The following is a 21,279-nucleotide window of genomic DNA, read 5'->3' on the forward strand; positions in this document are numbered from 1 at the left end:
GATATGCGGATAACCAGCCGTATGTTCCACTTTCTGGATATCCGTATGTAGAAGTCGAGCAACAGCGCGAACTGAAGAATCGTGCGCCTCAATTCGACCGTGCACCACCAGTCGTCAGTTCGAAGAACGACGGCAGATTCTGATCCGAAAGCAGCTGAATAGCGTCATATTTGGACTGAGGGTGTAAAAGCACAGCTCACCCGTAGCTCCCGCGTCCGCGACGACGGAAACTACGAGTGAGCAACTGCGGACTTCCACACTTGCCTTTCGCATCTAGTTATCATATTGAAAATCCACACCCAGCGTATGACCTCGATATAATCAGTTCTTTATGGCTCGATGGCGTAGATCATGTCACAGAACGTTTTTTACGAAGGCCCGAACGACTTTTGCCGAAAATTTCTGGTCATCGGCTCGCCTACCCAGTCCAATGATCCCGTGCAGTTCAAGCGCCAATGGGAAGATGTTGCCGGGACTCTGTTCGAGAGCTTCTTGCTGTTTGACACAGTCTCATTAAAAGTTCACGGCGAAAATCTTCCGTTAGCGATGCTCCTATCCATGATGGGGGATAAAGCGGTCCTCGACCTGGCCGAAAGTGGCTCTCTCCGATTTGTGCTTTGGACGCCCATGGTCGCGCACATCGCGGACGACATTCCGGGCATTGACCCACTGACCTATGGCAATCTTTCCTCCGCCGCGCATAGCGACCCCGAGGAATCGCTTGCTCTAGGTTTGTCGCGCTACACCAAAAAGCTAGATCGTTCAGATCGACGTACGCTCATCCGAAAGCTCCGAGACACTTATACCATTCCCGACATGCAGTTGGCCGGTGAGGTTGTAGAGATTTCCAAATCGGCGTACGAGAGCGGGCGACTCAAGGGATATGGCCTTGACCCGAGTGAAATTGCCTACCGGGACATACCGTTGAAGAAGAGGGAGACGCTGTCGAAGTGTGCGGGAAGCTTGCTTGAGTACAAATTTGCGATGTCGAACAATATGACATCGTATTCGAATCGCGACTTCTATGAGTTCCTCAGCCAGTCTTGTGGGCGATTCTCATCCGTGGAAACGCGTCTCTCCGGGTTCACTACTCTGGCGCGCCTGGAGAACATACCGGACTTGAAGCAATTGTATGCTCAAATCGAAGCGCCATTTTCGAAGATGATTGCGCTTCGGAAGAAACGGGCTTCCCGCAATTTCCGGGAGTGGCTCTCTCTCGCACCGTGCGATGGTGCAGCACCGGATGAGTTGTCCAAATACTATTTGGATGCACTCATACAGCCGGTTGGACTCTTTCAGTCCACTGGTGGAAAGCTCGCGAAATCAATTGCCATGACGGCTATCGGCGCTGGCATCGGCATGGCAACCGAATCGCCATACGCTGGCGCCCTCTTGGGCGGCCTTGCGGGCATCGCGTCCGTAGGCGCCGGTTTCGGTTTGGATCTCGTCGATCAGTTTTTGCTCGATGGAATCACAAAGGGTTGGACTCCGCGAGTGTTCTTCGACGGCATCCGGACGCTGGAATAGCCTAGACGGAGGATGTTCGTGAATTCCTTTTGCTCGAGGGGATCCTCGAGCAAGGATGGCATGACGAAGATCCACTATCAGTGGGAGAACCGACACCTGTCCGTGTCAGGCGTGGGCAATCGTCGACAACTGGCCGACTATGGCCCGATATGGTGGACGGCCGCGGACCGCGAGCCAGGTGGCTCGAGGCCAATGGCCATTGAGCACGTGGAAAGTTGGCACCCCGCTTCTGACCTCCCGTCACGTCCAGTAGACGACCGGTTCCACCGGGTAGCCGTAAGAGAACGCGTTGATCATCGACAAGGACCCCTCAATGGCTGATGAAGAGCAAGCCAACGAAGTTTCGCTCACGACTGAACTCTCCCCCGCTTTGTCCCCGGGAGAGGTGTTACGAAAGTTAGTTCGTAAATGGGAAAACTTCGCATTGCGAGTGCAGCGCCACGAAGACATTCGGAAGGCAGTGCACGAGAGCGCTGGTGGAAATTGTGTCGCATGTGGAAAGCCAGTATATCTTGACGACATGATAGTGCATCACCTGACGTACGAGTATTTGTGTGTCAGCGATCGCGAAGAACATGTTCCTCCGTGCACTGGATGCCGCCGCTTCTCTGAGTGCGTATCGAGGCTTCGATGCGTTCATGGCAAGTGCCACGAGCGGATCCACGGAGTTGATGACGAGACCCTGAGCCAATTGACAGAAGAGGACGCGATGAAGCGCAGGCAATTGCGCTCGTTGCTCCTGCACCCGAACAGTATCGAAAGGTGGACTCGCGAACAGGAGTTGATGCTCGCATTGATGCTGTCGGCCGGACTCGGCGAAACGGCGTCCGAGATGATATCCGGACGCGGTCATGCCGGCCTACTGAAGCGAGCAAAGCGCCTGGGTCTCGTTTTCGATCCAGAATCACTCTTTAAGCCCGAAGCCTGGCCGAAAGGAAAACGGTCATGAGTTACACAAGTCAAAACTTGATCTCTGAACCTGTCCGCATTTTTGTGGGCGAGGCGGTTGAACCGCGCGTTATCCGTGCGCCGGCATAAATCGGCCACCGAACAGGATAGCAAACTGGTTCATCACTGACTTCCAGTCGAAGGCTGCCCGTACAGTCTTGGCCAGCACGTTGCGCAACGCCAGCTAGAGCAATTTGATCGCCGTCTCTCATTCTCGCCGCACTGCGACAAGAAGAATTATATTTATACTATTTTTTATATAATTCAAGACTCCAGCAGCATATAGGGACACACGCATGAAAGACTTAAGCTTCGAGAAGCATTTTCAAGTTGCGACCAGAAATTTCGAGCGAGATTGGGAAAAAATAGACTCGATTTCCGATCTATTCAATTCGTCTCGCACCTTGCTCACAGACAATTTTCGGGCGTGTTTTGACGCTCTTCACTCATCACTGAAGCAAGCTCAGAGCTTCACAATTCTGAGCACGGTGGAAGAGATGATCGAGATTATCCTCATCTGCCTCAACTCTCGTCGATTTACCACCGTCGAGATCCTCTCTCGCGTTGCTCTGGAACACTCCGTCAACCTGCTCTATATCATCGATGACGAAGGAAAAGAAAGAGCATTCTCATTCTTGCGCGCTCACTTCGATAACGCGCACACACGAGCACGCAAATGGCACGAGTTTGCATTGCAACGCAGCCAGCCAAGCGTCGTTGCGGCGGCCGCCGACCGGATGGCTTATTTGGACGCTTCCAGAGCACGCATCCCTGAGATCGCAAATGCCCAAGCATGGCCCGACGCTCGTAGACGATTTCAATTATTGGAAATAGAGGAGGCGTATCACGACATCTTCGCGCCCGCGTCTGACGCAATTCATTCGCTGGCAGAAGACACCTACAACAATTGGTTCACAGTACAGAACGCGGGACCCGAACACGAAGACCTTGTTAGCCAGTTGAATCTCGCTGAAAAAGGCTCGTACGCAGTATATATGGGTGCGAATGCCGCGGCTCTTTATGCACAATTAGTCGAACGACTTTTGGCCGCAGCATCATGTCGAGATGCCAGGCCTGAGATGGAGAAAATTATTCGAAGATTCAACGAACTCCTGACCTCATTTACACTACTTCGAAATGCTACCGACGAGACGACTGGATGACGTAGGTGGATGTTCCCTCTCATTTCAAAAAACGGCCGGGCGCCCGACCGGCCGTTTCCCGTTACTGCATCACCGCACGACTGCCCGGTGACGCTTACGCGAGATCGAAGCGATCGAGGTTCATCACCTTGTTCCAGGCCGCGACGAAATCGCGCGCGAACTTCTCCTTCGCATCCGCGCTGCCGTACACCTCGGCCAGCGCACGCAGTTGCGCATGCGAGCCGAAGATCAGGTCGACGCGCGTGCCCGTCCACTTGACCTGGCCCGTCGCACGATCGCGCCCTTCGAACACGTCGTTCGCGGCCGACACCGGCTGCCATTCCGTACCCATGTCGAGCAGGTTCACGAAGAAGTCGTTCGTCAGCGTTTCCGGACGGTCGGTGAACACGCCGTGCTTCGCACCGCCGACGTTCGCGCCGAGCACCCGCAGGCCGCCCACGAGCACCGTCATCTCCGGCGCGCTCAGCGTCAGCAGTTGGGCCTTGTCGACCAGCAGCGCTTCGGCCGGCGTCTTGTATGCGCTCTTCAGGTAGTTGCGGAAACCGTCCGCCAGCGGCTCAAGCACGGCCATCGCGTCGACGTCGGTCTGTTCCTGCGATGCATCCATCCGGCCCGGTGCAAACGGCACCGTCACCGCCACGCCCGCATGCTTCGCGGCCTGCTCGACGCCAGCCGCACCGGCCAGCACGATCAGGTCGGCCAGCGACACCCGCTTGCCGCCCGTCTGCGCGTCGTTGAACGCCTTGCGGATGCCTTCGAGCGTGTCGAGCACCTTCGCGAGCTGCGCGGGCTGGTTCACTTCCCAGTCCTTCTGCGGCGCGAGGCGGATGCGCGCACCGTTGGCACCGCCGCGCTTGTCCGAGCCGCGGAACGTCGCCGCCGACGCCCATGCGGTCGACACCAGTTGCGACACCGTGAGGCCCGACGCGAGCACCTTTGCCTTCAGCGCGGCGACATCCGCGTCGTCGATCAGCTTGTGGTCGACGGCCGGGATCGGGTCCTGCCACAGCAGTTCCTCGGCCGGCACTTCCGGGCCGAGATAGCGGGCGCGCGGGCCCATGTCGCGGTGCGTGAGCTTGAACCACGCACGCGCGAACGCGTCGGCGAGCTGGTCCGGGTTCTGGTAGAAGCGGCGCGAGATCTTTTCGTAGGCCGGGTCGAAGCGCAGCGACAGGTCGGTCGTCAGCATCGTCGGGCGGTGCTTCTTCGATGCGTCGAACGCGTCCGGAATCACTTCGCCGGCATTCTTCGCGACCCACTGGTGCGCGCCGGCCGGGCTCTTCGTGAGCTCCCACTCGTAGTCGAACAGGTGCTTGAAGAAGTCGTGGTTCCACTTCGTCGGCGTCGTCGTCCACGTGACTTCGAGACCGCTGGTGATCGCGTCCTTGCCCTTGCCCGTGCCAAATGAGCTCTTCCAGCCGAGACCCTGCTGCTCGAGGCCCGCGGCTTCCGGCTCGGGGCCGACATGCGACGCGGGGCCCGCGCCGTGCGTCTTGCCGAACGTGTGGCCGCCCGCGATCAGCGCGACCGTCTCTTCATCGTTCATCGCCATCCGCGCGAACGTCTCGCGGATGTCGTGCGCGGCGGCGACCGGGTCGGGGTTGCCGTCCGGGCCNAGCTGGTCCGGGTTCTGGTAGAAGCGGCGCGAGATCTTTTCGTAGGCCGGGTCGAAGCGCAGCGACAGGTCGGTCGTCAGCATCGTCGGGCGGTGCTTCTTCGACGCGTCGAACGCGTCCGGAATCACTTCGCCGGCATTCTTCGCGACCCACTGGTGCGCGCCGGCCGGGCTCTTCGTGAGCTCCCACTCGTAGTCGAACAGGTGCTTGAAGAAGTCGTGGTTCCACTTCGTCGGCGTCGTCGTCCACGTGACTTCGAGACCGCTGGTGATCGCGTCCTTGCCCTTGCCCGTGCCAAATGAGCTCTTCCAGCCGAGACCCTGCTGCTCGAGGCCCGCGGCTTCCGGCTCGGGGCCGACATGCGACGCGGGGCCCGCGCCGTGCGTCTTGCCGAACGTGTGGCCGCCCGCGATCAGCGCGACCGTCTCTTCATCGTTCATCGCCATCCGCGCGAACGTCTCGCGGATGTCGTGCGCGGCGGCGACCGGGTCGGGGTTGCCGTCCGGGCCTTCCGGGTTCACGTAGATGAGGCCCATCTGCACGGCCGCGAGCGGGCTTTCGAGCTCGCGCTTGCCCGAGTAGCGGCTGTTCGGGCCGCCGCTCAGTTCCAGCCAGATCTTTTCCGAGCCCCAGTACACGTCGTCCGGTTCCCACGTGTCGACGCGGCCGCCGCCGAAACCGAAGGTCTTGAAGCCCATCGATTCGAGCGCGACGTTGCCGGTCAGGATCAGCAGGTCGGCCCACGAGATGTTGCGGCCGTACTTCTGCTTGATCGGCCACAGCAGCCGGCGCGCCTTGTCGAGGCTCACGTTGTCCGGCCAGCTGTTGAGCGGCGCGAAGCGCTGCTGCCCGCCGCCCGCGCCGCCGCGGCCGTCGGCCGTGCGGTAGGTGCCGGCGCTATGCCATGCCATGCGGATGAACAGGCCGCCGTAGTGGCCGAAGTCGGCCGGCCACCAGTCCTGCGACGTCGTCATCAGCGCATGCAGGTCCTGCTTCACCGCCGCAAGGTCCAGCTTCTTGAACGCCTCGGCGTAGTCGAAATCCTTGTCCATCGGATCGGACAGCGCGGAGTGCCGGTGGAGGATGTTCAGGTTCAGCTGATTCGGCCACCAGTCCTTGTTCGTCGTGCCGCCACCAGCGGTGTGGTTGAACGGGCACTTCGTTTCGTTCGACATGCGATTTCTCCTTGGCTTGCTCGTATGACTCCACCGGTTTGCTCCGGCGGCATGCCGGACGCGGTTGATGAAGTGTCATTGCGGGGATGGGAAACGGAACAGGTTGGTCCTCCTGCGTCCTGCGAGATATCCCGCATATAACAACATACTGCCCCCCGCTGTTAGCAGTCGACGACCCGGCGCATGTACCACCCGCGCGATCCCGACACCGATCGTGGCCATCTGCGACAGCCACGCTGTGGAATAAATTCGAACCGATCCTATCCACTCGTCTCCGCTTAAATTGTCGAGAAATGGTTTTTTTCACAATCCTTGTAGCTTGATCGGATTGATCATACGTCGCACCCAGAGCGGCGACCTTGCTCGTTCAGGCACGCTTTCGATATTTTTAGTGACATATCCGAGGCAGTCCTGCTATAGCTTTGACCGCGGGCAGTGTCGCAAGTCACCAAGGACGCTTTTAGAATGTCACGCTCCATTGTTGCCTTCTTCAAGCTCACGCTGCAGGCGTTCGATCTCCAAAAATGCCGCTGCTCGCAACAGCCTGCCGACATTCATTTCCATGGTGCCATCCTACGCGTATCGAACCAGTGTCTATGCAATAGGGCCAGCGTTGAGACCGACATCTGCTCAATCTACAAGAATCGTTCAATGCGACATTTGTCGACAATCTGGGCGGTCACGCGTTGGTACGCTTCTTGGCTGTTCCGTTCGGATGCCGTACGTTCGGCTTCACGATCGCAGATTCGAAGTATCAGCAGTCGGCATAACCGTGGTGCTATACGGTCACACGTTCTCGCACATCTTCGGCCGGAGTACCCTCTTTGGCCGCAGTACAAACGACATCACGAGTGTCGATACTGTCGCGTCGCGAAATGGATCGCATCATCAACGGCACGGGCCTCGCCCCTCAATACGTAGTCATTCTGCGAGCCAGTGGAATCTGGCTGCACAAGTTCATCACGAACGACGCGCAAAGTAGTTCCGCACTCGACGTCGAGATATCGCACGCTTTCCTCGATTCAGTGCGAACACGATGCGCGCGGCATGGCAAACGAAGAGACCCACAGCCCGTTCACGAAGCTCGACGCAACCGCAACGTTGCCGTTATCCGGGCTGAACAGGGCGATGCCCGTGTATTTGGACGTATCGGGCGGGTAGCGCACACGCGGTACACAGTGCCTCCTGGTCGCCGAGACCGGCGTCAGGCAGCGTTCAATACTGGCGCTCGAGTCTTTGAACTGGCTTCTTAAGCGAATTCAATCGTGCTGTGTCCGGCTATCTCCCCGGGGCCGGGCACCTTGCGCAGTGGCTTCGGCCGCTGCGCCTTTTTTTGCAGAGCAGCTGCCAGTCGGCGGCGCTCGATATTGAACGACAGTATTTTGATGAGTCAGTCAACGAAACCCGAACTACTGGCGGCAGAGATCGCCCGCCTGATGTCCAACAACCAGCACTGGACGGTTGTGTCTATTGCAGAGGCACTGAACGTTTCAGCCGAGCGCGTCAAAGTCGCGATGCGAAGGCTGATGGACGACCATGTTATTTATCACAGCCAGCGCATCGAGCCCTCGCACACGAATGCGTATCGACTCGTCAGCGCGGCGCAAGCGATGTCGTCAGATCTCACCATCGAGGTAGTGCACGTGCACGACGCAAAGCGCGAGTCTCAAATCGATAAACGTTATCGCAGGCAGCTGTCATCGTGGCCGGTTGGTGACGCCATATTGGTGAAGGCGATGTACGCGATGGTTAAGGTCCGAGAGTCCTCTGTGGCGAGCAGCTGAACACAATATATATTCAAGGAAGCTTTCAAACATGCAAACGAGAATCGACCATATGCTGATCGCGACGGCGGTCGCGTGGCAACTGGCCCTGCCGATTACGGCGCAAGCGCATCCATCAACCACATCGCCGACCGATACGGTCACGACAGTCACGGGACGCTGATTGCCCAAACGGAAGTTGATGTCCTATCGCAGGCATCCGCACAACCGGATACGCCACAGGTACGGCCGGCGGAATTGCTTAGGTCATGTTCGGTGAACCGTGGAGAAGGGCGGCAATAAGCCATAAGGGCAGACGGCCATATGCAGATCGCGAAATCGCAATGCAGAGATGGAACTGCTTCAAAAGGCCGGTGCTGACCCGGTGACGACCGCCGCAACGAAGACGCACTACGACGAAATTGTCGCCCCTCTCGACGAGGACGAGGTCAACCCACGAATGATCGTGACGAGGGGTTCAGTAGCGGCCGCATTCGTACAGGCTGACCCGAAAGCGGGTCAGTCATTCGAAGTGCCGGCGAAGCAGTACGGCCAGGCACCGACTACGCAAGATGGCTGAGAATTACCGTCAGTGCCGTTCAAGCTCCCTGTGACCGAAGGCCATATACAGAGCGTCGCGCCGCAGTCGATCCTGCCGAATCACAATCTGAACGGTCCACGTGCGATCGTAATAGGCGATGCCCGGCGGCCAACACACGTGCCAACCTTCAACACCGCTAAGGCGGCCGCTCCGTAGCAGTGAGCGAGACGATGTTGAGCGATATCTGGGCAGATATGAATGTTGGTCGTGCCTGGAATCCGTTGGCTCGCACAGGGCCTTCATCATGCTTCGATCGCAGGTTCAAGCCCTGCACGGCGTCACCATCCCATAGAAAACATGTCCCGAAATACCCGCATGAAGCGCAAGCCCTACACGAAGGCGCAGTTACTGCCGCTGAAAAATGCCGAAGTTCGAGCGTTGTCGCTGGATGTGCACATCGCCCTCGCGACTATTCGCAGGGGACAAGGGGGCCCTATCCAGATCGGCCATCTGGCTAAAACGATCTACGTTGCCTGTTTTCTCAGAGACTTGACACCCGAGGGGGCGGACATCGAGCAGTTTCGACGAGCCGAGCACGTGCTCGACCAATGTATCGAGCGAGCGGCGAGCGGCGGCACATGGTTGATGCCGGACGAAGATTATGCAGCGTTGGAACGCATCATCCTGCTGTATGACGCACAACTGGAAGCAGTACCGGTTTATCGACTCGCCGAAGCATGGGACAAGCTTGACCGATTGATGGTGAATCGACTTCAGCTTCCCGCGGAAGCCGAAAAGGAGGCAGAGGTCGAATTTGTAACGAATGCCGTTCAGGAGCAGTTGAAGTAGTCTGTCGGTGACGTTCGTTCTGCCGAATGAACGTTCGGTCTCGTCGAATCGAACAGGTGCCGGATGTTCAGCCCCCCAATCGAGGCGAGCCTCGGAACTGCTCGCGTTGTGCAATGAGACCGAAACGCTTGGTGCAATGCGACGCCGGCGCAGGAAGAGACGCCAGCGTGGCTAACGGCACACGGCCGGACCAGGCCTGCGTCACGATCTTTCGCAACACAGGCTCATTGCCGCTCCAGCAACCCATGACGTGATTTACGCTGTTCACGTCACGGACAGTCGTGTTTATTGTTGAATTTTGTCATCAGATCAACCCAAACACATTTTGTCTATTGCAAAATTAAAGGGTTAAAGGGTCCCTCGCCCTTTGACACAAGTGACTTTTATTTACTTGTCTCCTTTACGCCTGCGGCACTCCTCGGTGCTGCGGGCCTTTTTCTTTTGCCACTCACGCCGCATCACTGATTGTCTGCTCTGTCGTGTCACCCATTGACGACGCGCCGAGTCTTGTCGATGCGTCACTCGCGAGCGCTTTGTTAAAGTTTGTCATTCGATTGGATTGGGATAACCCATACGCGTTTTCTACGGCAAAATGATGTCGTCGAAGGCTGTCCTCCTCTTCGGTCTTCGATGCAAGTATTTCTCAGGTACTTGGCGCTCCTTTTTGCCCGCGGCAACTTTTGTTGTTGCGGGTGTTTTTTTGCTTCATCGCAGAAAACCATGCAATCTTCGAGCATGATTGCGCAACCTGAAATCTGATTTCATAAGAGTCAGGAGGCGGAATTGCTTGCCGAAAAGTCTCAGGCGTCAGCACCGCAACAGGGCAATCAATCCAAACAAATTTCAACATATCCGCACGACGCAAGAATGTAGCATTGATGAAAATCATGTGATATTACGTTGATTTTTCCCAAAAGGACACCCTAAAACCCATTTCGGCGCTAGCTATCTTTCGTCACGCGAGCAAGGGATTTTTTGAAAATGTGCATACTTCTACCTCATGAATATCGGACGCTAATAATTGACTTGGTAAGCGACAATCTCAAAGATGGAGAATTTGATAGCGAAATCAGGAGAATTGTCAGAGAAAACCCCAAGGCTTTCCACAACGAGGAAAGTTTGACCTTGCGTGTTTTCTTCCATCGACCGAAGCAAGGCATCCCCCATGCGCGCTGGATCCACGACGAACTTCCTGTTCACCTTCAAATCCAAATGAAGGGATCCTCAGCGCGTTGAGTCATATTTGACTCGCTCTTTTCGCGCAAAGCAGAGACCAGCGAAACTGCAATAAACCGAAGATATCGATTCAAGAAGATCTCCGGAAGAAATTCAAACGACGAGTGGCACTATGTACATTAATGATCGGGTTTGGGGGAAAATCAGCAATTTGATTCCTGCCGTCAATACTCGTCGACGTGGGCGCCCAAGAGCCGATCAACGTGCAGTGTTATCTGGAATTCTCGCATGCTTAGTTGAGGAGATCCCATGGAGAGCGCTGCCTACACGACGCTATGGCGTTTCAGGAAACACTTGCTGGAGGCAGTTTCGGGAGTGGGTTCGAAGTGACAGCTGGACATCGATTGAAAGTGCCCTGATACGTGAGTGGCCCACGGCAAAGGCCTATGAGTCGACCGCGCTAGTCGCGTCGCTATCCAGGTCCAAGGAGCGAGTGGACGAAATCCGGAACCGCCGCCCACGCAAACCCAACAAGGCACGTATTTTTAGATAAAAATGCAGGATGAATGGGGCCGCGGTTCGTGCAGCATGACCCGAATCGCTGTCAGCGCGACGCGAAGAATTCCGGTTATCGGTCGCGAACCTCTCAGGCGGCCGCCCCCTATCCCAGGAGATGATTTCAAAGAGGTCAAGTCGGACTGTGAGTTTTCGCGGCGGGCAGTGAGGATCAACCAAGCTGCGAAGATAGCAAGACGGATCATCGATAATGAATTGCGGGTACTGGTCAAGCCGTTATCACCGTCACACAAGCTGCGGCCCGCGAAGAACCCGAGCGGCCGGGGTGTGACGCCGCGTTGCGCGAACGGTGACTCGCGCAGCAGCCCCGATCGACTTTTCACGAGCCGCCGTCGACTCATCATCGCTTCGCGTTCTTGGAGCGAAATGAAATGGGGGCAAATATCGCCGGGACATCGAACGCAGGCATGCCTGGATTGCATCACCTTCATCGTCTGCGCCCTCGTTTCGAGCGCCGTGCCGATTTTCATGGTGCGCTTCTCAAACGCGATTGCTGCCTGATCGACTGGCATACCCTTCGGCGGCCCGACCAGTCTTTATGAAGCGGGCTCTCGAGATGTTCAAGACACACGCCAATTCCGCATGCACTCGGCTGTCCTGGACGACACTCAATCGAATATGAAACCTGGGCGCCCGCCGTGACAGGAGCTTGCGCAGCCGTTCGTCGGTCCGGCTAAGCGGGTGTCGGCCCCCGTGAAGATCGTCGCGCTCAGGTACTTGGGTCCGTTACCGTCAACCCCCGTTTCCATGTGCTTGATCGCGTCCGTGATCTGGCGATCGATGAATACCGACTGCTTCGTTCAGTAGGACTTGTTCAACGAGAAAATTCTACCTCTGATCCGCCTAACTATCTGGGGGATTACCCGGAATCGAGCCTATCGCTGAAATGCAGGTTAGTGACTTCTGTAGCGTGTTGATGGCGGCGATGCAATACGTAGTTACCGCGAGGTAGTAATAACCAGTAATATGGAATCCTCGTGTCAGGCAAAAATAGATCCAGATAGTCAAGAGTTTTTTTACTTTCATTGCGTAAAGTCCAAAACTATATTGTCTGAATTGACTCGGCGCAGTGGATCAGGTTACATAGGCCACACCACCTGATAAATCAGATTATTTGCTAGCGCGTCGGATTGGAGAGGTATCAGTGAAGCCGAGATACGTGTCAAATAAAGTAGCTTGCGCGCCCGCCTATACTTTTAGGCATTACCGGCCACAGGGCCGATTTTCGATTGTGATGGAAATCGTTACATGTCGTCGTTTTTTCGCAAGAGCGGTTCGCACCGGCTCTTCGGTTTCCCAGCGTGCCATCGGGACGAAGATATGAGCGCCCGCACAACGGCTGACGGTCAAGTTGAAGCGATCTGAAAGGCGGTAACCGTCAGACTCAAGTCAGCTTGCGATTAGCCACGCTTACGAGATAAATAACAATCTGCTGACTTGCCGCGATCTGCCGGGATGGACGTTGTGTACCCGACGTTTTTCCCTAGCACCTCGACGAAGCAACGGAACAGAACTGCGGTTTACCCGAAAGTCGACCACTTGCGGCAGCTTCCCTATTGTCGCGAGATTTGATGTCGTGCTCGACACGGGTTCCGTCCAGTCCAGCAGAAGGCCGTGGAGGCGCCCTTGCGCGCCTCACACTTCACCGAGGCTCATGATCATCATGCGTATTGGTTATGCGCGCGTATCGACAGACGAACAACACCTTGACCTACAGCTTGAGGCGTTGACCCGACATAACTGCGACCTGATCTTTCAAGATCAAGGCATATCAGGCGCTAGCGTGGACCGCCCGGGACTACAGGAAGCGCTACGTGCGCTGAAAGCTGGCGATGCATTTGTGGTATGGCGAGTCGACCGACTCAGTCGCTCGCTACTCGATCTCGTGAACCGGGTAAATGAGCTCAGCGCCAACAACATCCAGTTTGTATCGTTGATGGAGCACATCGACACGACGTCACCCACCGGACGGTTCAGCTTCCACATGATTGCCGCGTTGGCGGAGTTCGAGCGGGCGTTGATCGCCGAGCGCACGCGCGCAGGTCTGGCGGTGGCGAAACAACGTGGCCGCACGCTCGGTCGACCTGCCGCGCTCACCACAATCCAACTCGTGCAGGCACGCGAACTACTGCAGACAGAATCGCTCAGCACCGTTGCGCATTTATTCCATGTCAGCAGCACCACGCTGCGACGGCACCTACGGCGCCATGAAGCGGCACAGTCTGAGGGCGAGTCGTTTGATGAGGTTGACAATTTGACGCGGGACACGGAAATTTGATAAGCAGCAGTCAAACCCGCGCCTGCCCGACGACATGGATACCTTAAAAGCGTTGCTGTCTGATGGCAACGCTCTTGTTACTGATCGGCGGAGAGACTCGCGTCGCGGGCGCTTGAGCTCGAGCGCCTGAAGCTTATGAACTCGACCCCGCATCGCATGTGGTTCGGCCGAAAATCGACATGCCAGATCGCCACATTTCTCAACACGTATTCTCTCGGGAGAGTCGTAAGGTATCCATGATGTCCGTTGCCTTCCGTCGCGTCCAGTTATCCTCGCTGGACGTATAATGTTGGCCTCGAGTCGAGGCGCTTTTTGTAGACGTCCCTCCGATCCGGAACGTATTCACTTGATCGGAAGAACGAACGGTTTTCAACTCCACATCATGGCCACGGTGGTTGGCAATGCGGTCGCTGAACTTGAAAACCGGGACAGGATAAATTGAATGAACAGAAGCCCGGCCGTGGACCTGCGTAACGTGACGCTCTGTGTGGCCGACTCGATCCATCCAGCGCTCGCAGCGCGCGCGCTGGAAATCTCGACAGCCCAGTGCCAATTCGCTGACGCAATCCTCTTTACTCATGAGACGGTGCCCACTCGTGCCCGCACCCTGCTGATTCCCCGTCTGCAGTCCAAGGAGGATTACTCTACCTTCATGGTCAAACATCTCGTGGACCATGTGACCACGCCATGGGTGCTCGTCGTCCAGTGGGACGGCTATGTCCTTGACGCAGCCGCATGGAACAGCACGTTTTTCGACTACGACTATATCGGCGCGAGTTGGCCATTCCACCAGGATGGCATGAATGTCGGCAACGGTGGATTTTCGTTGCGCTCGGCGAAGCTGCTGCACGCGCTTTCTGACGCACGGTTTCGACTGCTTCCCGGCGTAAATGAGGACGATCTGATCTGCCGTTTGTACCGGCCGTTGCTCGAGACAGAGTATGGCATCCGCTTTGCGCCCACCGAGGTCGCAAACCGTTTCGCATACGAGCGTGGCCGCCCCGACAGTCCGACGTTCGGATTTCACGGCCCGTTCAACATGTGGCGGCATGTCGAAGACAATACGATGATGAACATCGTCCGGGCACTTGAGATTCGCACCTTCACCTCCAGCGAGGTCATTCAGTTGCTCATCGCATATTGTGAGCTTCGAAAATTCGACTGCGTGAAAGTGATGTATCAACGCTACAGGCAAATCTGGAGTGCGCAGCAGTTCGTGCAAAACTTGGTGGCGACCGGCGTACCTCATGAAGCCGTCCTGCAGTGCGTCGAGACCTGTGAGAGCGTGGTGAACAGTACTGAAAATGAAGGATTCTGCGGGTGACGGCCATCATGGAACTGGAACGACAGCTTCACACCGCGCAAACGCGTCTTATGCATGACCCACGCGATTTGGTGACCATTCGCGAAATCTGTGAAACGCTCATTGCACTCAAGCGCGAGGACGAACTGCTTGTATGGGCGGATCGAGCATTAGCGCTCAGCCCGCATGATCCCAATTTTGTGACGATGCGCGCGACTGCTCTGGATCTTTTGGGACAGCATGCCGAGGCGGCCGTCACGTGGCAGCGCGAGTCGTCGCTGCCGTATGCACCGGGGTTCTATCCTCTGCAGCTCGGTTACAGCCTCATGATGGCTGGGGATTTCGCCCAAGCGATCCCGCTGCTGGAAAACGCGAGACGCACGGCGTTGGCTGCCCATGCGCCTTGGGCCGCGCGCGCCGCGCACCTGTACGGAGAAGCATTGCTCAAGGCCGGCGACGGGCAAGGCTTTGCTCACTGGCTGATGCGCAACGAAGACGCTGCTTCGACCGGCACCTACTGTCCCAGCGACGTTCCGTTGTGGACCGGCCAAACTGACCTGCGCGGTCAGCGCGTGCTCGTGACGCATCAGCTCGGATTGGGCGACCAATTCATGCTAAACGCCTGCCTGGCTGACTGGCTTGCCGCCGGCGCAAAAGTGATGCTTACCTGCGATCTGCAAATTCAAGCGCTCATGCAGGCGTCGTTGCCCGACTGCGAAGTCGTGGCTGCGCCACGCCCACTGCATTTGCGCGTCGCGCCGGTCGATGACATGCGCTTACGTGTGGAGGCATTCGCGCCACACCTGTACGCAACACTACTGCACTTGCCGTTGCTGAAGGCCGTGGAGCCCGGATACCGCTTTCGCCCGTACCAGCGTGCCCCACGTGTCAAAGAGCGGGCTGCAGCAGCGTGGGCGCGACGCCTGCGTGCTCAGTATCCGGGCAAGAAGCTGGTGGGTCTGTTCTGGGACTGCAATCAGCGTCACACCCCGGATCTGGGCAGCGCAATGCGTTGCTGGGCGACGCGCCGCAGCGTACCACTGGCAATGGTCAACGGGCTCGTGACGGATCCTACCTTGACCGAGCAGGTCCATTTCGTGAACCTGCATCATCCGCTTGTCGAAGCCGAGGCCGGCACGCCGGCTGGCAATATCAGTCGCTATCAGCCGGAAATCTGGAGCTTCGACGATACCGCAGCCTGCATCGGACAGCTCGATGCGGTGGTCTCGGTGGACTCCGCGGTTGCCAACCTCTCGGCAATGATGGGGCGGCCAACGTGTGTACTCGTCAGCACCTCTGGAGACTGGCGCTGGAGTGGCCAAGGGACGACGGCCCGTTGGATTGAAGGTGTGACCGTACTGCGACAAGTACAGGAAGGCAACTGGGATGCCGTCATGCGGGACGCAGCCGTGTGGCTGGCCTCTCATTGAAACGAGCGTACACAGCGCAGCCATCCTGACCCGTTGTCGCTCGCATCGAAGCCACGTCAGCCACGTTGCACACCCGATTGGACGCTCATGAACATTCTTATTTTTGCGCACAGCGGCGCACCTGGCGGTGCCGAGAACGCGTTGCGCTACCTGGTCGGGTTACTGATTGGACGGCATCACGTTGAGATCGTTCTTCCGTCGGCAGAGCACGGCGAAGTGGCCCACTATCAATCACTGGGCATTCCCTGTCACGTCCTGGGGGTTCCGTGGTCGCTCCCGGATTTTTCCAGTGGACTCCTTCATTACGCCACAATCGATTTCAAGAACATCGCGGCGATCCTGACACGCGGCCAGTTCGATATCGCCATATCCAATACGATCGCCATTCTCCACGGAGCGATCATCTCGAGCCTCATGGATATTCCGCATGTCTTTTATGCACACGAATACCTCGATGAGGAGGATGAACTGCGGCCGACCGCGATCCCGAACAAGTCCTATCTCGAGATGATCGACGCGTGTTCGGCCGGGGTAGTATCCTGCTCGCGTTTCGTGGCGGGTCAGTTTCCAGGCTTCAAGCGTCATCCGCTGACGGTGCTTGAGCCTTACGACTACGCGTTGGAGCCAGTCCGGCGCGTTTTTCGCCAGGATGCCGAATGTGTGCTGCAAGTCATCGGCGTACAATCTTTGCGCAAGAATCCTCAGTTCGCGGTGCCACTTGTTGAGGCACTGAGGCTGCGCGGCTACGACGTCAGGCTGGACATCATTGGCCGGAAACACTTAGCCTCAAGCCGGCTTGAACGAGCCCTGCTGAAACGCAGGATAAACTGGCGCATGTTGGACCATGTGCCCGATCCCTACGCGGCAAACCAAGACAGACGCGTGGCGACACTTTTGTGCGCCGGCTCAGAACCGTATGGACTGGTCATTCCGGAGTCGCTCCGGCGGGCGGTACCGGTCATCTCCACGCGCTCGGGTGGACCACAAGAACTTCTGCCCGAGGAACTCCTTTACGACTACGGGAATCTGGATGAATGCGTGCGCAAGGTGGAACGCGTGTTCGCCCGCTATGGCGATCACGTCAACCAGGCAGCAGCACTGTACCAGTCCCTGTCGGAGCGAAAAACCAGAGATCGAATATCCGGGGAAATTGATCAGATGCTAGAGCACATCCGGTCAACCTGGCGACCGCCTACGGAGCCGACTCGGCTCGATTGTCTTGTGGATTGTGTTGCGACGCTTGTTCATCCCCCCGTTGGCGTTGACGACTTAGCGGACAATATTTCAACGGTCGCGATGAAACAGGGCATGTCCTGGAACGCCGCCCGGGTGAACGAACTCATCCTCGAGGAAAAGGCAAATCCCGGGAGAGCGGTGACAGCAGACCTGACGAGATTCGATGCCGTGGCGTTTTGCACGTCTCCTCAGATGGGATCTCTCTACCGGAACGGACTCGGATTGGCGATTGAACTGGCCTCGACCTTTGACGATCCTGCGCGGCTACACATGGTCGCGTTCATCGTGTGCGCGCTGGAGGAAATGCGACGTGACCTGGGAAGGTCCCCACGAATTCTGGCACTGGGTGACGGATTAGGGATTGACGCCCTTCGATTGGCCAGATGCGGCTTCGACGTCGACTACATGGATGTCGAACGCTCGGCTATGTCCGACATCGCGCGCCTGAACTTCGATGCAGTTCGCCGTGAAAACGCCGATATCGATATCCGAATCGTGAGCGAGGTCGAGACGACTTATGATGCTGTCGTCTGTCTAGAGGTCATTGAGCATGTGCCTGAGCCGAACAAGTTTGCCGACGCGATCGCAGGCTATCTTGGCAACGGAGGGCTGTTGTTCATATCCGACTGCTTCAATGGAATTGAGGATCGCTGGCCTACTCACCTCTATTCCAATGAACGCTACTCCGGAACACTGCCGTTTCTGCTTACCCGAAACTTTGATTTTGTTGGCGTCAACAAAATGCCATTCGGCAAGCCCTTTGTTTTCCGCAAAAGAGCCGACGCCTGCAATTTCTCGTGGCTGGACATCCTGCGCAACAGGTTCCTGGTCGATCATCTGATCAGTAACCAGATTGACATCGGAATCTAGGTCATGCACGCTCCGTTCACGAAGAACCGAGCGTGCCGACCTGAAACACTCAAATCGCGTTCTTGCCCCGATACAGCTGGCGCCGACATACCGCCCCTGAACTCGCTCCGTAGCGCCCCCGTGACAGTGCGCGGCTCAGGGCGCAAAGTTTTGCGACTGGCGCGGCACGTAGCCAGTCAGATGCCAACGGCCGTCGTCGCCAAGGCTGAAGCTCAGCTTCTCGAACACAACAACGCCGCTTTTCAGCGTTGTTGCATAATCAACATTCGCATAAAGTCCGTCAGGCGTCGTCGATGCGTTCTTGTAGAGAATACGTGTGATCTGCGCCCAACCGCGATGGTCGACCGCACCGACCGACTGGCGCGCTTGCTGCATGTCTGCCGCAAACTGGTCCTGCTTGATGCGCGCCTTCACGAACGGGGCCGCGTCGTTCCACACCGCGCCGTACTGCCCTGCGTCGAGCTGCTTGAGCACTACGCTCGAGTCGTGGAGAAGCTCGTCGGCCGACTCGCCGGCGGATTGCGCTTGCGCGCCGATCGCAATCGAGACGACCGCGCAGCCGAGCAGCCATTTTACGCGGGCGAGGGTCGGGAGTTTATTCATGTCGGGTTCCTGGAGAAAGCAACGCATTACGCGTCGCGATTAAGGGCCGCAATCGCGTCTGAATATGCCGCGACGTTGGCAAAATTGTAGATGCTGACCGACGAGAGCACGTGATTCGAGTACTCACGGTATTAGCTCAGGTTGACATCGTGCTCAGTTCCACGTGGGCGGCACCACACGACCTCACCGAATCCAGCCGCGCGCAATGCACTCTCTCGCTCACGCGCGTCGGGGTGATGCTCGTCTTCACTACGCAGACGTTCTGCTCGAGCATCATCGCGCGCCGGCGCGGCTTGTCGGACTGATCGCTGCGCGCCAGCCACCAACGAATGATACGCGCGCCTCGTCGAGCAACATCAGGGACATCATGCGCTCGATGTCGATCACGTCGCCGAGCTCGCGGGTGGCATCGCTGGGCTTCAAGAGCGGTAGCAGCCCGCGAGCTCGGCGACGCGTTCGCGTCGAAGCCGCTCAGGAAATAGGCCGGACCCACGCCATCCGAACCCTTGAGCCTGATTGCGACGAACGCCGGTCTCCCAGATCGCCTCGCAGTGCCGCTCACCCAGCGAGATGCCGACGGGAAGATGTTGCTGACGGGTGCCGCCCGAGGCAGCTTCACTGACGTTCATCTTCCTTCCACGTTCCTCTATAACGTCAGTGCTCCCGAGACCCAAAGCGAGACTTGTTTCACATCTGGCTGCGGGGACCCCATAAACGTCGCAACCGCGAGAGAGCACCCTATATCTTGACAAACATATATCCCTTCCCGCGCACCGCATGGATATAAAACTTGCCCTTCAGATTTTGATAAAGCTTCTTTTTCAGCTTACAAATCAGACCATCGACCGCTCTGTCCCCTGGAATTAACTCTCGTCCGAACACGCGGTACATCAATTCTTCCCGGCCGACCGTCAACCCACAACGCTTGACCAGTATCATCAGCACATCAAATTCAGCCGTTGTCAGATGCTTGACAGTACCATCTGAAAAATGCACCTTTCGAGCGACATCGTCGATCTCGAAAAGATTCGACATAAAACTGCCGTGCTTCGTCTCATGCCGCGCTTGCGTACTGAGAATTTTCTGTCTACGCAAGCATGCCTTGATACGCTCAATCAAGATCGACTCGTCCACGTCTACATACAGATATTCATCGGCCCCCATCGACAGGGCCAAACATTCGTCTTTTACACTGCGATACGATGCCATAACCACTACCGCGGCGGAAGTCATCTGTCGAACACGCGGAAGCTGCGCCAGACCTCGTCGATCCGGAAAATCGCTATTCAAGATTACAACATGCGCAGCTTCATAGCCCAAACCATTGAAATCATTCGAGCCGTAGCGCGAAACCATGACATCAAATCCACCACCATTAAGATTTTTTATTATTTTCTGACGGATTTGATGTCGATCCCCTATAATATATACACAATTTTTCATTTCAGCACCAATTAAAACAGATTCGCACCGAACCTATCAACCTCCTACCTCACGTGCGTACGGCCTATATATCACTCGTGCCAAGTCAGACCGCCGCCCTACATCCCCCGTTCTATCGCAGTCGTTTCAAATGAAAATTTGCGACTCTTTCCAGTCAGCCCCCTGGTAGTGGCTCCCGCCCCGATTAGGTTTGCCCAGTGTCAGAATTCCTGTGTTTCGAAGAGAATTTTCTGGGGTATTGAATCCATCCATTCACGATTCAACTCGACGTACAGTTCACTTGCACCAGTCATGTGGCACCGATTCTGAATATCTCTTGACACGCTCGCCATTCGACGTCCGCAATCGACAAATTAATGTCTTGAAGCGAGCCCAACCATCTGGAGCCGACTCATCCGACTACGATGTCAAGCTGGCTATCCGATGAATTTCGATAAATCGCACTCATAGTCGTGATCTATCGTGACCTGTACGTATTTCTCCACGTTGTCGCTACACAACCTACACGCGAGCGAATGGGCGTCCAGTCATGCCGAGTCGCTTCTTCAAGCAGCAAGGAATCGAGCGTCATCTCCACCGGTACGCACGTTTCGCCGTGCTCGCGACGGATGCAAATCAATTCGAACGATCCCATTCCTTCAAATACACATCCCGAGTCACCACGGAAATCGAGGCGGTCGAACGCCAGGGTGATGAAATGCCAAGCGCGGTATTCGGCGCAAGACTCACATTCAGCCAATAAAAAAGCAGGCAGTTGCGGTTTAAGCCCGAGCGTCACCGGC

Annotated in this window: 17 protein-coding genes and 3 pseudogenes; 12 read left to right on the forward strand and 8 right to left on the reverse strand. The window is 56.8% G+C overall.

Translation table 11 applies throughout. From position 1 onward, the window contains the following. Positions 1-351 precede the first annotated feature (351 nt). Both HWX36_RS02745 and HWX36_RS02750 read left to right on the forward strand, forming a co-directional pair. Entirely contained in the window at positions 352-1,527 is a 1,176-nt protein-coding gene (locus HWX36_RS02745; protein ID WP_175950736.1) for a hypothetical protein, read from the forward strand. Between the two features lie 289 nt (positions 1,528-1,816). Beyond that, positions 1,817-2,476, forward strand: coding sequence for a hypothetical protein (locus HWX36_RS02750; RefSeq protein WP_175950737.1), 660 nt, complete (start codon positions 1,817-1,819; stop codon positions 2,474-2,476). 69 nt (positions 2,477-2,545) lie between these two features. Here HWX36_RS02750 and HWX36_RS02755 read toward each other — a convergent pair. Next, positions 2,546-2,683 (reverse strand): annotated as a pseudogene (locus tag HWX36_RS02755) (IS256 family transposase); the annotation flags it as partial. Positions 2,684-2,771: 88 nt separating this feature from the next. Between HWX36_RS02755 and HWX36_RS02760 the strand changes: the two are divergent. Further along, on the forward strand, positions 2,772-3,638 hold the full coding sequence (locus tag HWX36_RS02760; RefSeq protein ID WP_175950738.1) for a DUF5677 domain-containing protein: 867 nt from the start codon (positions 2,772-2,774) through the stop codon (positions 3,636-3,638). A 94-nt stretch (positions 3,639-3,732) separates the two neighbouring features. On the opposite strand, the pseudogene katG reads toward HWX36_RS02760, so the two are convergent. Continuing rightward, a pseudogene (gene katG / locus HWX36_RS02765) lies at positions 3,733-6,270 on the reverse strand (catalase/peroxidase HPI); the annotation flags it as partial. Positions 6,271-7,796: 1,526 nt separating this feature from the next. Here katG and HWX36_RS02770 point away from each other — a divergent pair. The 4 genes from HWX36_RS02770 to HWX36_RS02780 all read left to right on the forward strand — a co-directional run bounded on the left by HWX36_RS02770 (position 7,797) and on the right by HWX36_RS02780 (position 9,582). After that, on the forward strand, positions 7,797-8,213 hold the full coding sequence (locus HWX36_RS02770) for a hypothetical protein (RefSeq protein ID WP_175950740.1): 417 nt from the start codon (positions 7,797-7,799) through the stop codon (positions 8,211-8,213). Positions 8,214-8,244: 31 nt separating this feature from the next. Beyond that, positions 8,245-8,376: a hypothetical protein gene (locus HWX36_RS37560; protein WP_279613372.1), complete on the forward strand. Its 132-nt coding sequence runs from the start codon at positions 8,245-8,247 to the stop codon at positions 8,374-8,376. A gap of 168 nt (positions 8,377-8,544) precedes the next feature. Next, positions 8,545-8,772 (forward strand): hypothetical protein, encoded by a 228-nt coding sequence (locus HWX36_RS02775; protein ID WP_175950741.1) that lies wholly within the window; start codon positions 8,545-8,547, stop codon positions 8,770-8,772. Positions 8,773-9,108: 336 nt separating this feature from the next. Continuing rightward, a complete protein-coding gene (locus HWX36_RS02780; RefSeq protein WP_175950742.1) occupies positions 9,109-9,582 on the forward strand; it encodes a hypothetical protein in 474 nt (157 codons plus the stop codon). 643 nt (positions 9,583-10,225) lie between these two features. Here the strand turns inward: HWX36_RS02780 and HWX36_RS02785 are convergent. Both HWX36_RS02785 and HWX36_RS02790 read right to left on the reverse strand, forming a co-directional pair. Next, positions 10,226-10,471: a hypothetical protein gene (locus tag HWX36_RS02785; RefSeq protein WP_175950743.1), complete on the reverse strand. Its 246-nt coding sequence runs from the start codon at positions 10,469-10,471 to the stop codon at positions 10,226-10,228. A 125-nt stretch (positions 10,472-10,596) separates the two neighbouring features. Beyond that, positions 10,597-10,782: a hypothetical protein gene (locus tag HWX36_RS02790; RefSeq protein WP_175950744.1), complete on the reverse strand. Its 186-nt coding sequence runs from the start codon at positions 10,780-10,782 to the stop codon at positions 10,597-10,599. Between the two features lie 928 nt (positions 10,783-11,710). Here HWX36_RS02790 and HWX36_RS02800 point away from each other — a divergent pair. From HWX36_RS02800 to HWX36_RS02820, 5 genes and pseudogenes are all read left to right on the forward strand, one after another. After that, a pseudogene (locus HWX36_RS02800) lies at positions 11,711-11,876 on the forward strand (IS5/IS1182 family transposase); the annotation flags it as partial. Between the two features lie 1,112 nt (positions 11,877-12,988). Then, a complete protein-coding gene (locus tag HWX36_RS02805; protein ID WP_347879202.1) occupies positions 12,989-13,612 on the forward strand; it encodes a recombinase family protein in 624 nt (207 codons plus the stop codon). Positions 13,613-14,054: 442 nt separating this feature from the next. Beyond that, a complete protein-coding gene (locus HWX36_RS02810) occupies positions 14,055-14,936 on the forward strand; it encodes a DUF5672 family protein (RefSeq protein ID WP_175950746.1) in 882 nt (293 codons plus the stop codon). A gap of 8 nt (positions 14,937-14,944) precedes the next feature. After that, on the forward strand, positions 14,945-16,345 hold the full coding sequence (locus HWX36_RS02815; protein ID WP_244136302.1) for a hypothetical protein: 1,401 nt from the start codon (positions 14,945-14,947) through the stop codon (positions 16,343-16,345). 87 nt (positions 16,346-16,432) lie between these two features. Beyond that, positions 16,433-18,451 carry a methyltransferase domain-containing protein gene (locus HWX36_RS02820; RefSeq protein WP_175950747.1) on the forward strand — a complete coding sequence of 673 codons (2,019 nt, stop codon included), beginning with the start codon at positions 16,433-16,435 and terminating at the stop codon, positions 18,449-18,451. Positions 18,452-18,586: 135 nt separating this feature from the next. Here HWX36_RS02820 and HWX36_RS02825 read toward each other — a convergent pair whose 3' ends face one another. The 4 genes from HWX36_RS02825 to HWX36_RS02840 all read right to left on the reverse strand — a co-directional run bounded on the left by HWX36_RS02825 (position 18,587) and on the right by HWX36_RS02840 (position 20,410). Further along, a complete protein-coding gene (locus HWX36_RS02825) occupies positions 18,587-19,054 on the reverse strand; it encodes a DUF4019 domain-containing protein (protein WP_175950748.1) in 468 nt (155 codons plus the stop codon). Positions 19,055-19,327: 273 nt separating this feature from the next. After that, positions 19,328-19,477 carry a hypothetical protein gene (locus tag HWX36_RS02830; protein WP_175950749.1) on the reverse strand — a complete coding sequence of 50 codons (150 nt, stop codon included), beginning with the start codon at positions 19,475-19,477 and terminating at the stop codon, positions 19,328-19,330. Then, positions 19,474-19,683, reverse strand: coding sequence for a hypothetical protein (locus HWX36_RS02835; protein ID WP_175950750.1), 210 nt, complete (start codon positions 19,681-19,683; stop codon positions 19,474-19,476). The genes HWX36_RS02830 and HWX36_RS02835 overlap by 4 nt, the downstream gene beginning before the upstream one ends. 109 nt (positions 19,684-19,792) lie before the next feature. Further along, positions 19,793-20,410 carry a response regulator transcription factor gene (locus HWX36_RS02840; RefSeq protein WP_175950751.1) on the reverse strand — a complete coding sequence of 206 codons (618 nt, stop codon included), beginning with the start codon at positions 20,408-20,410 and terminating at the stop codon, positions 19,793-19,795. Between the last annotated feature and the right edge of the window lie 869 nt (positions 20,411-21,279).

The sequence above is a fragment of the Burkholderia sp. BCC0405 genome, assembly GCF_902833075.1.
In the GTDB taxonomy this organism is placed as follows: domain Bacteria; phylum Pseudomonadota; class Gammaproteobacteria; order Burkholderiales; family Burkholderiaceae; genus Burkholderia.

Coding starts and splice junctions, on each gene's coding strand:
- HWX36_RS02785 (WP_175950743.1), bottom strand. CDS start 10,471: ATGATTTTCATCAATGCTACATTCTTGCGTCGTGCGGATATGTTGAAA.
- HWX36_RS37560 (WP_279613372.1), top strand. CDS start 8,245: ATGCAAACGAGAATCGACCATATGCTGATCGCGACGGCGGTCGCGTGG.
- HWX36_RS02815 (WP_244136302.1), top strand. CDS start 14,945: ATGGAACTGGAACGACAGCTTCACACCGCGCAAACGCGTCTTATGCAT.
- HWX36_RS02820 (WP_175950747.1), top strand. CDS start 16,433: ATGAACATTCTTATTTTTGCGCACAGCGGCGCACCTGGCGGTGCCGAG.
- HWX36_RS02835 (WP_175950750.1), bottom strand. CDS start 19,683: ATGAACGTCAGTGAAGCTGCCTCGGGCGGCACCCGTCAGCAACATCTT.
- HWX36_RS02840 (WP_175950751.1), bottom strand. CDS start 20,410: ATGGTTTCGCGCTACGGCTCGAATGATTTCAATGGTTTGGGCTATGAA.
- HWX36_RS02810 (WP_175950746.1), top strand. CDS start 14,055: ATGAACAGAAGCCCGGCCGTGGACCTGCGTAACGTGACGCTCTGTGTG.
- HWX36_RS02825 (WP_175950748.1), bottom strand. CDS start 19,054: ATGAATAAACTCCCGACCCTCGCCCGCGTAAAATGGCTGCTCGGCTGC.
- HWX36_RS02805 (WP_347879202.1), top strand. CDS start 12,989: ATGATCATCATGCGTATTGGTTATGCGCGCGTATCGACAGACGAACAA.
- HWX36_RS02780 (WP_175950742.1), top strand. CDS start 9,109: ATGAAGCGCAAGCCCTACACGAAGGCGCAGTTACTGCCGCTGAAAAAT.
- HWX36_RS02745 (WP_175950736.1), top strand. CDS start 352: ATGTCACAGAACGTTTTTTACGAAGGCCCGAACGACTTTTGCCGAAAA.
- HWX36_RS02775 (WP_175950741.1), top strand. CDS start 8,545: ATGGAACTGCTTCAAAAGGCCGGTGCTGACCCGGTGACGACCGCCGCA.
- HWX36_RS02760 (WP_175950738.1), top strand. CDS start 2,772: ATGAAAGACTTAAGCTTCGAGAAGCATTTTCAAGTTGCGACCAGAAAT.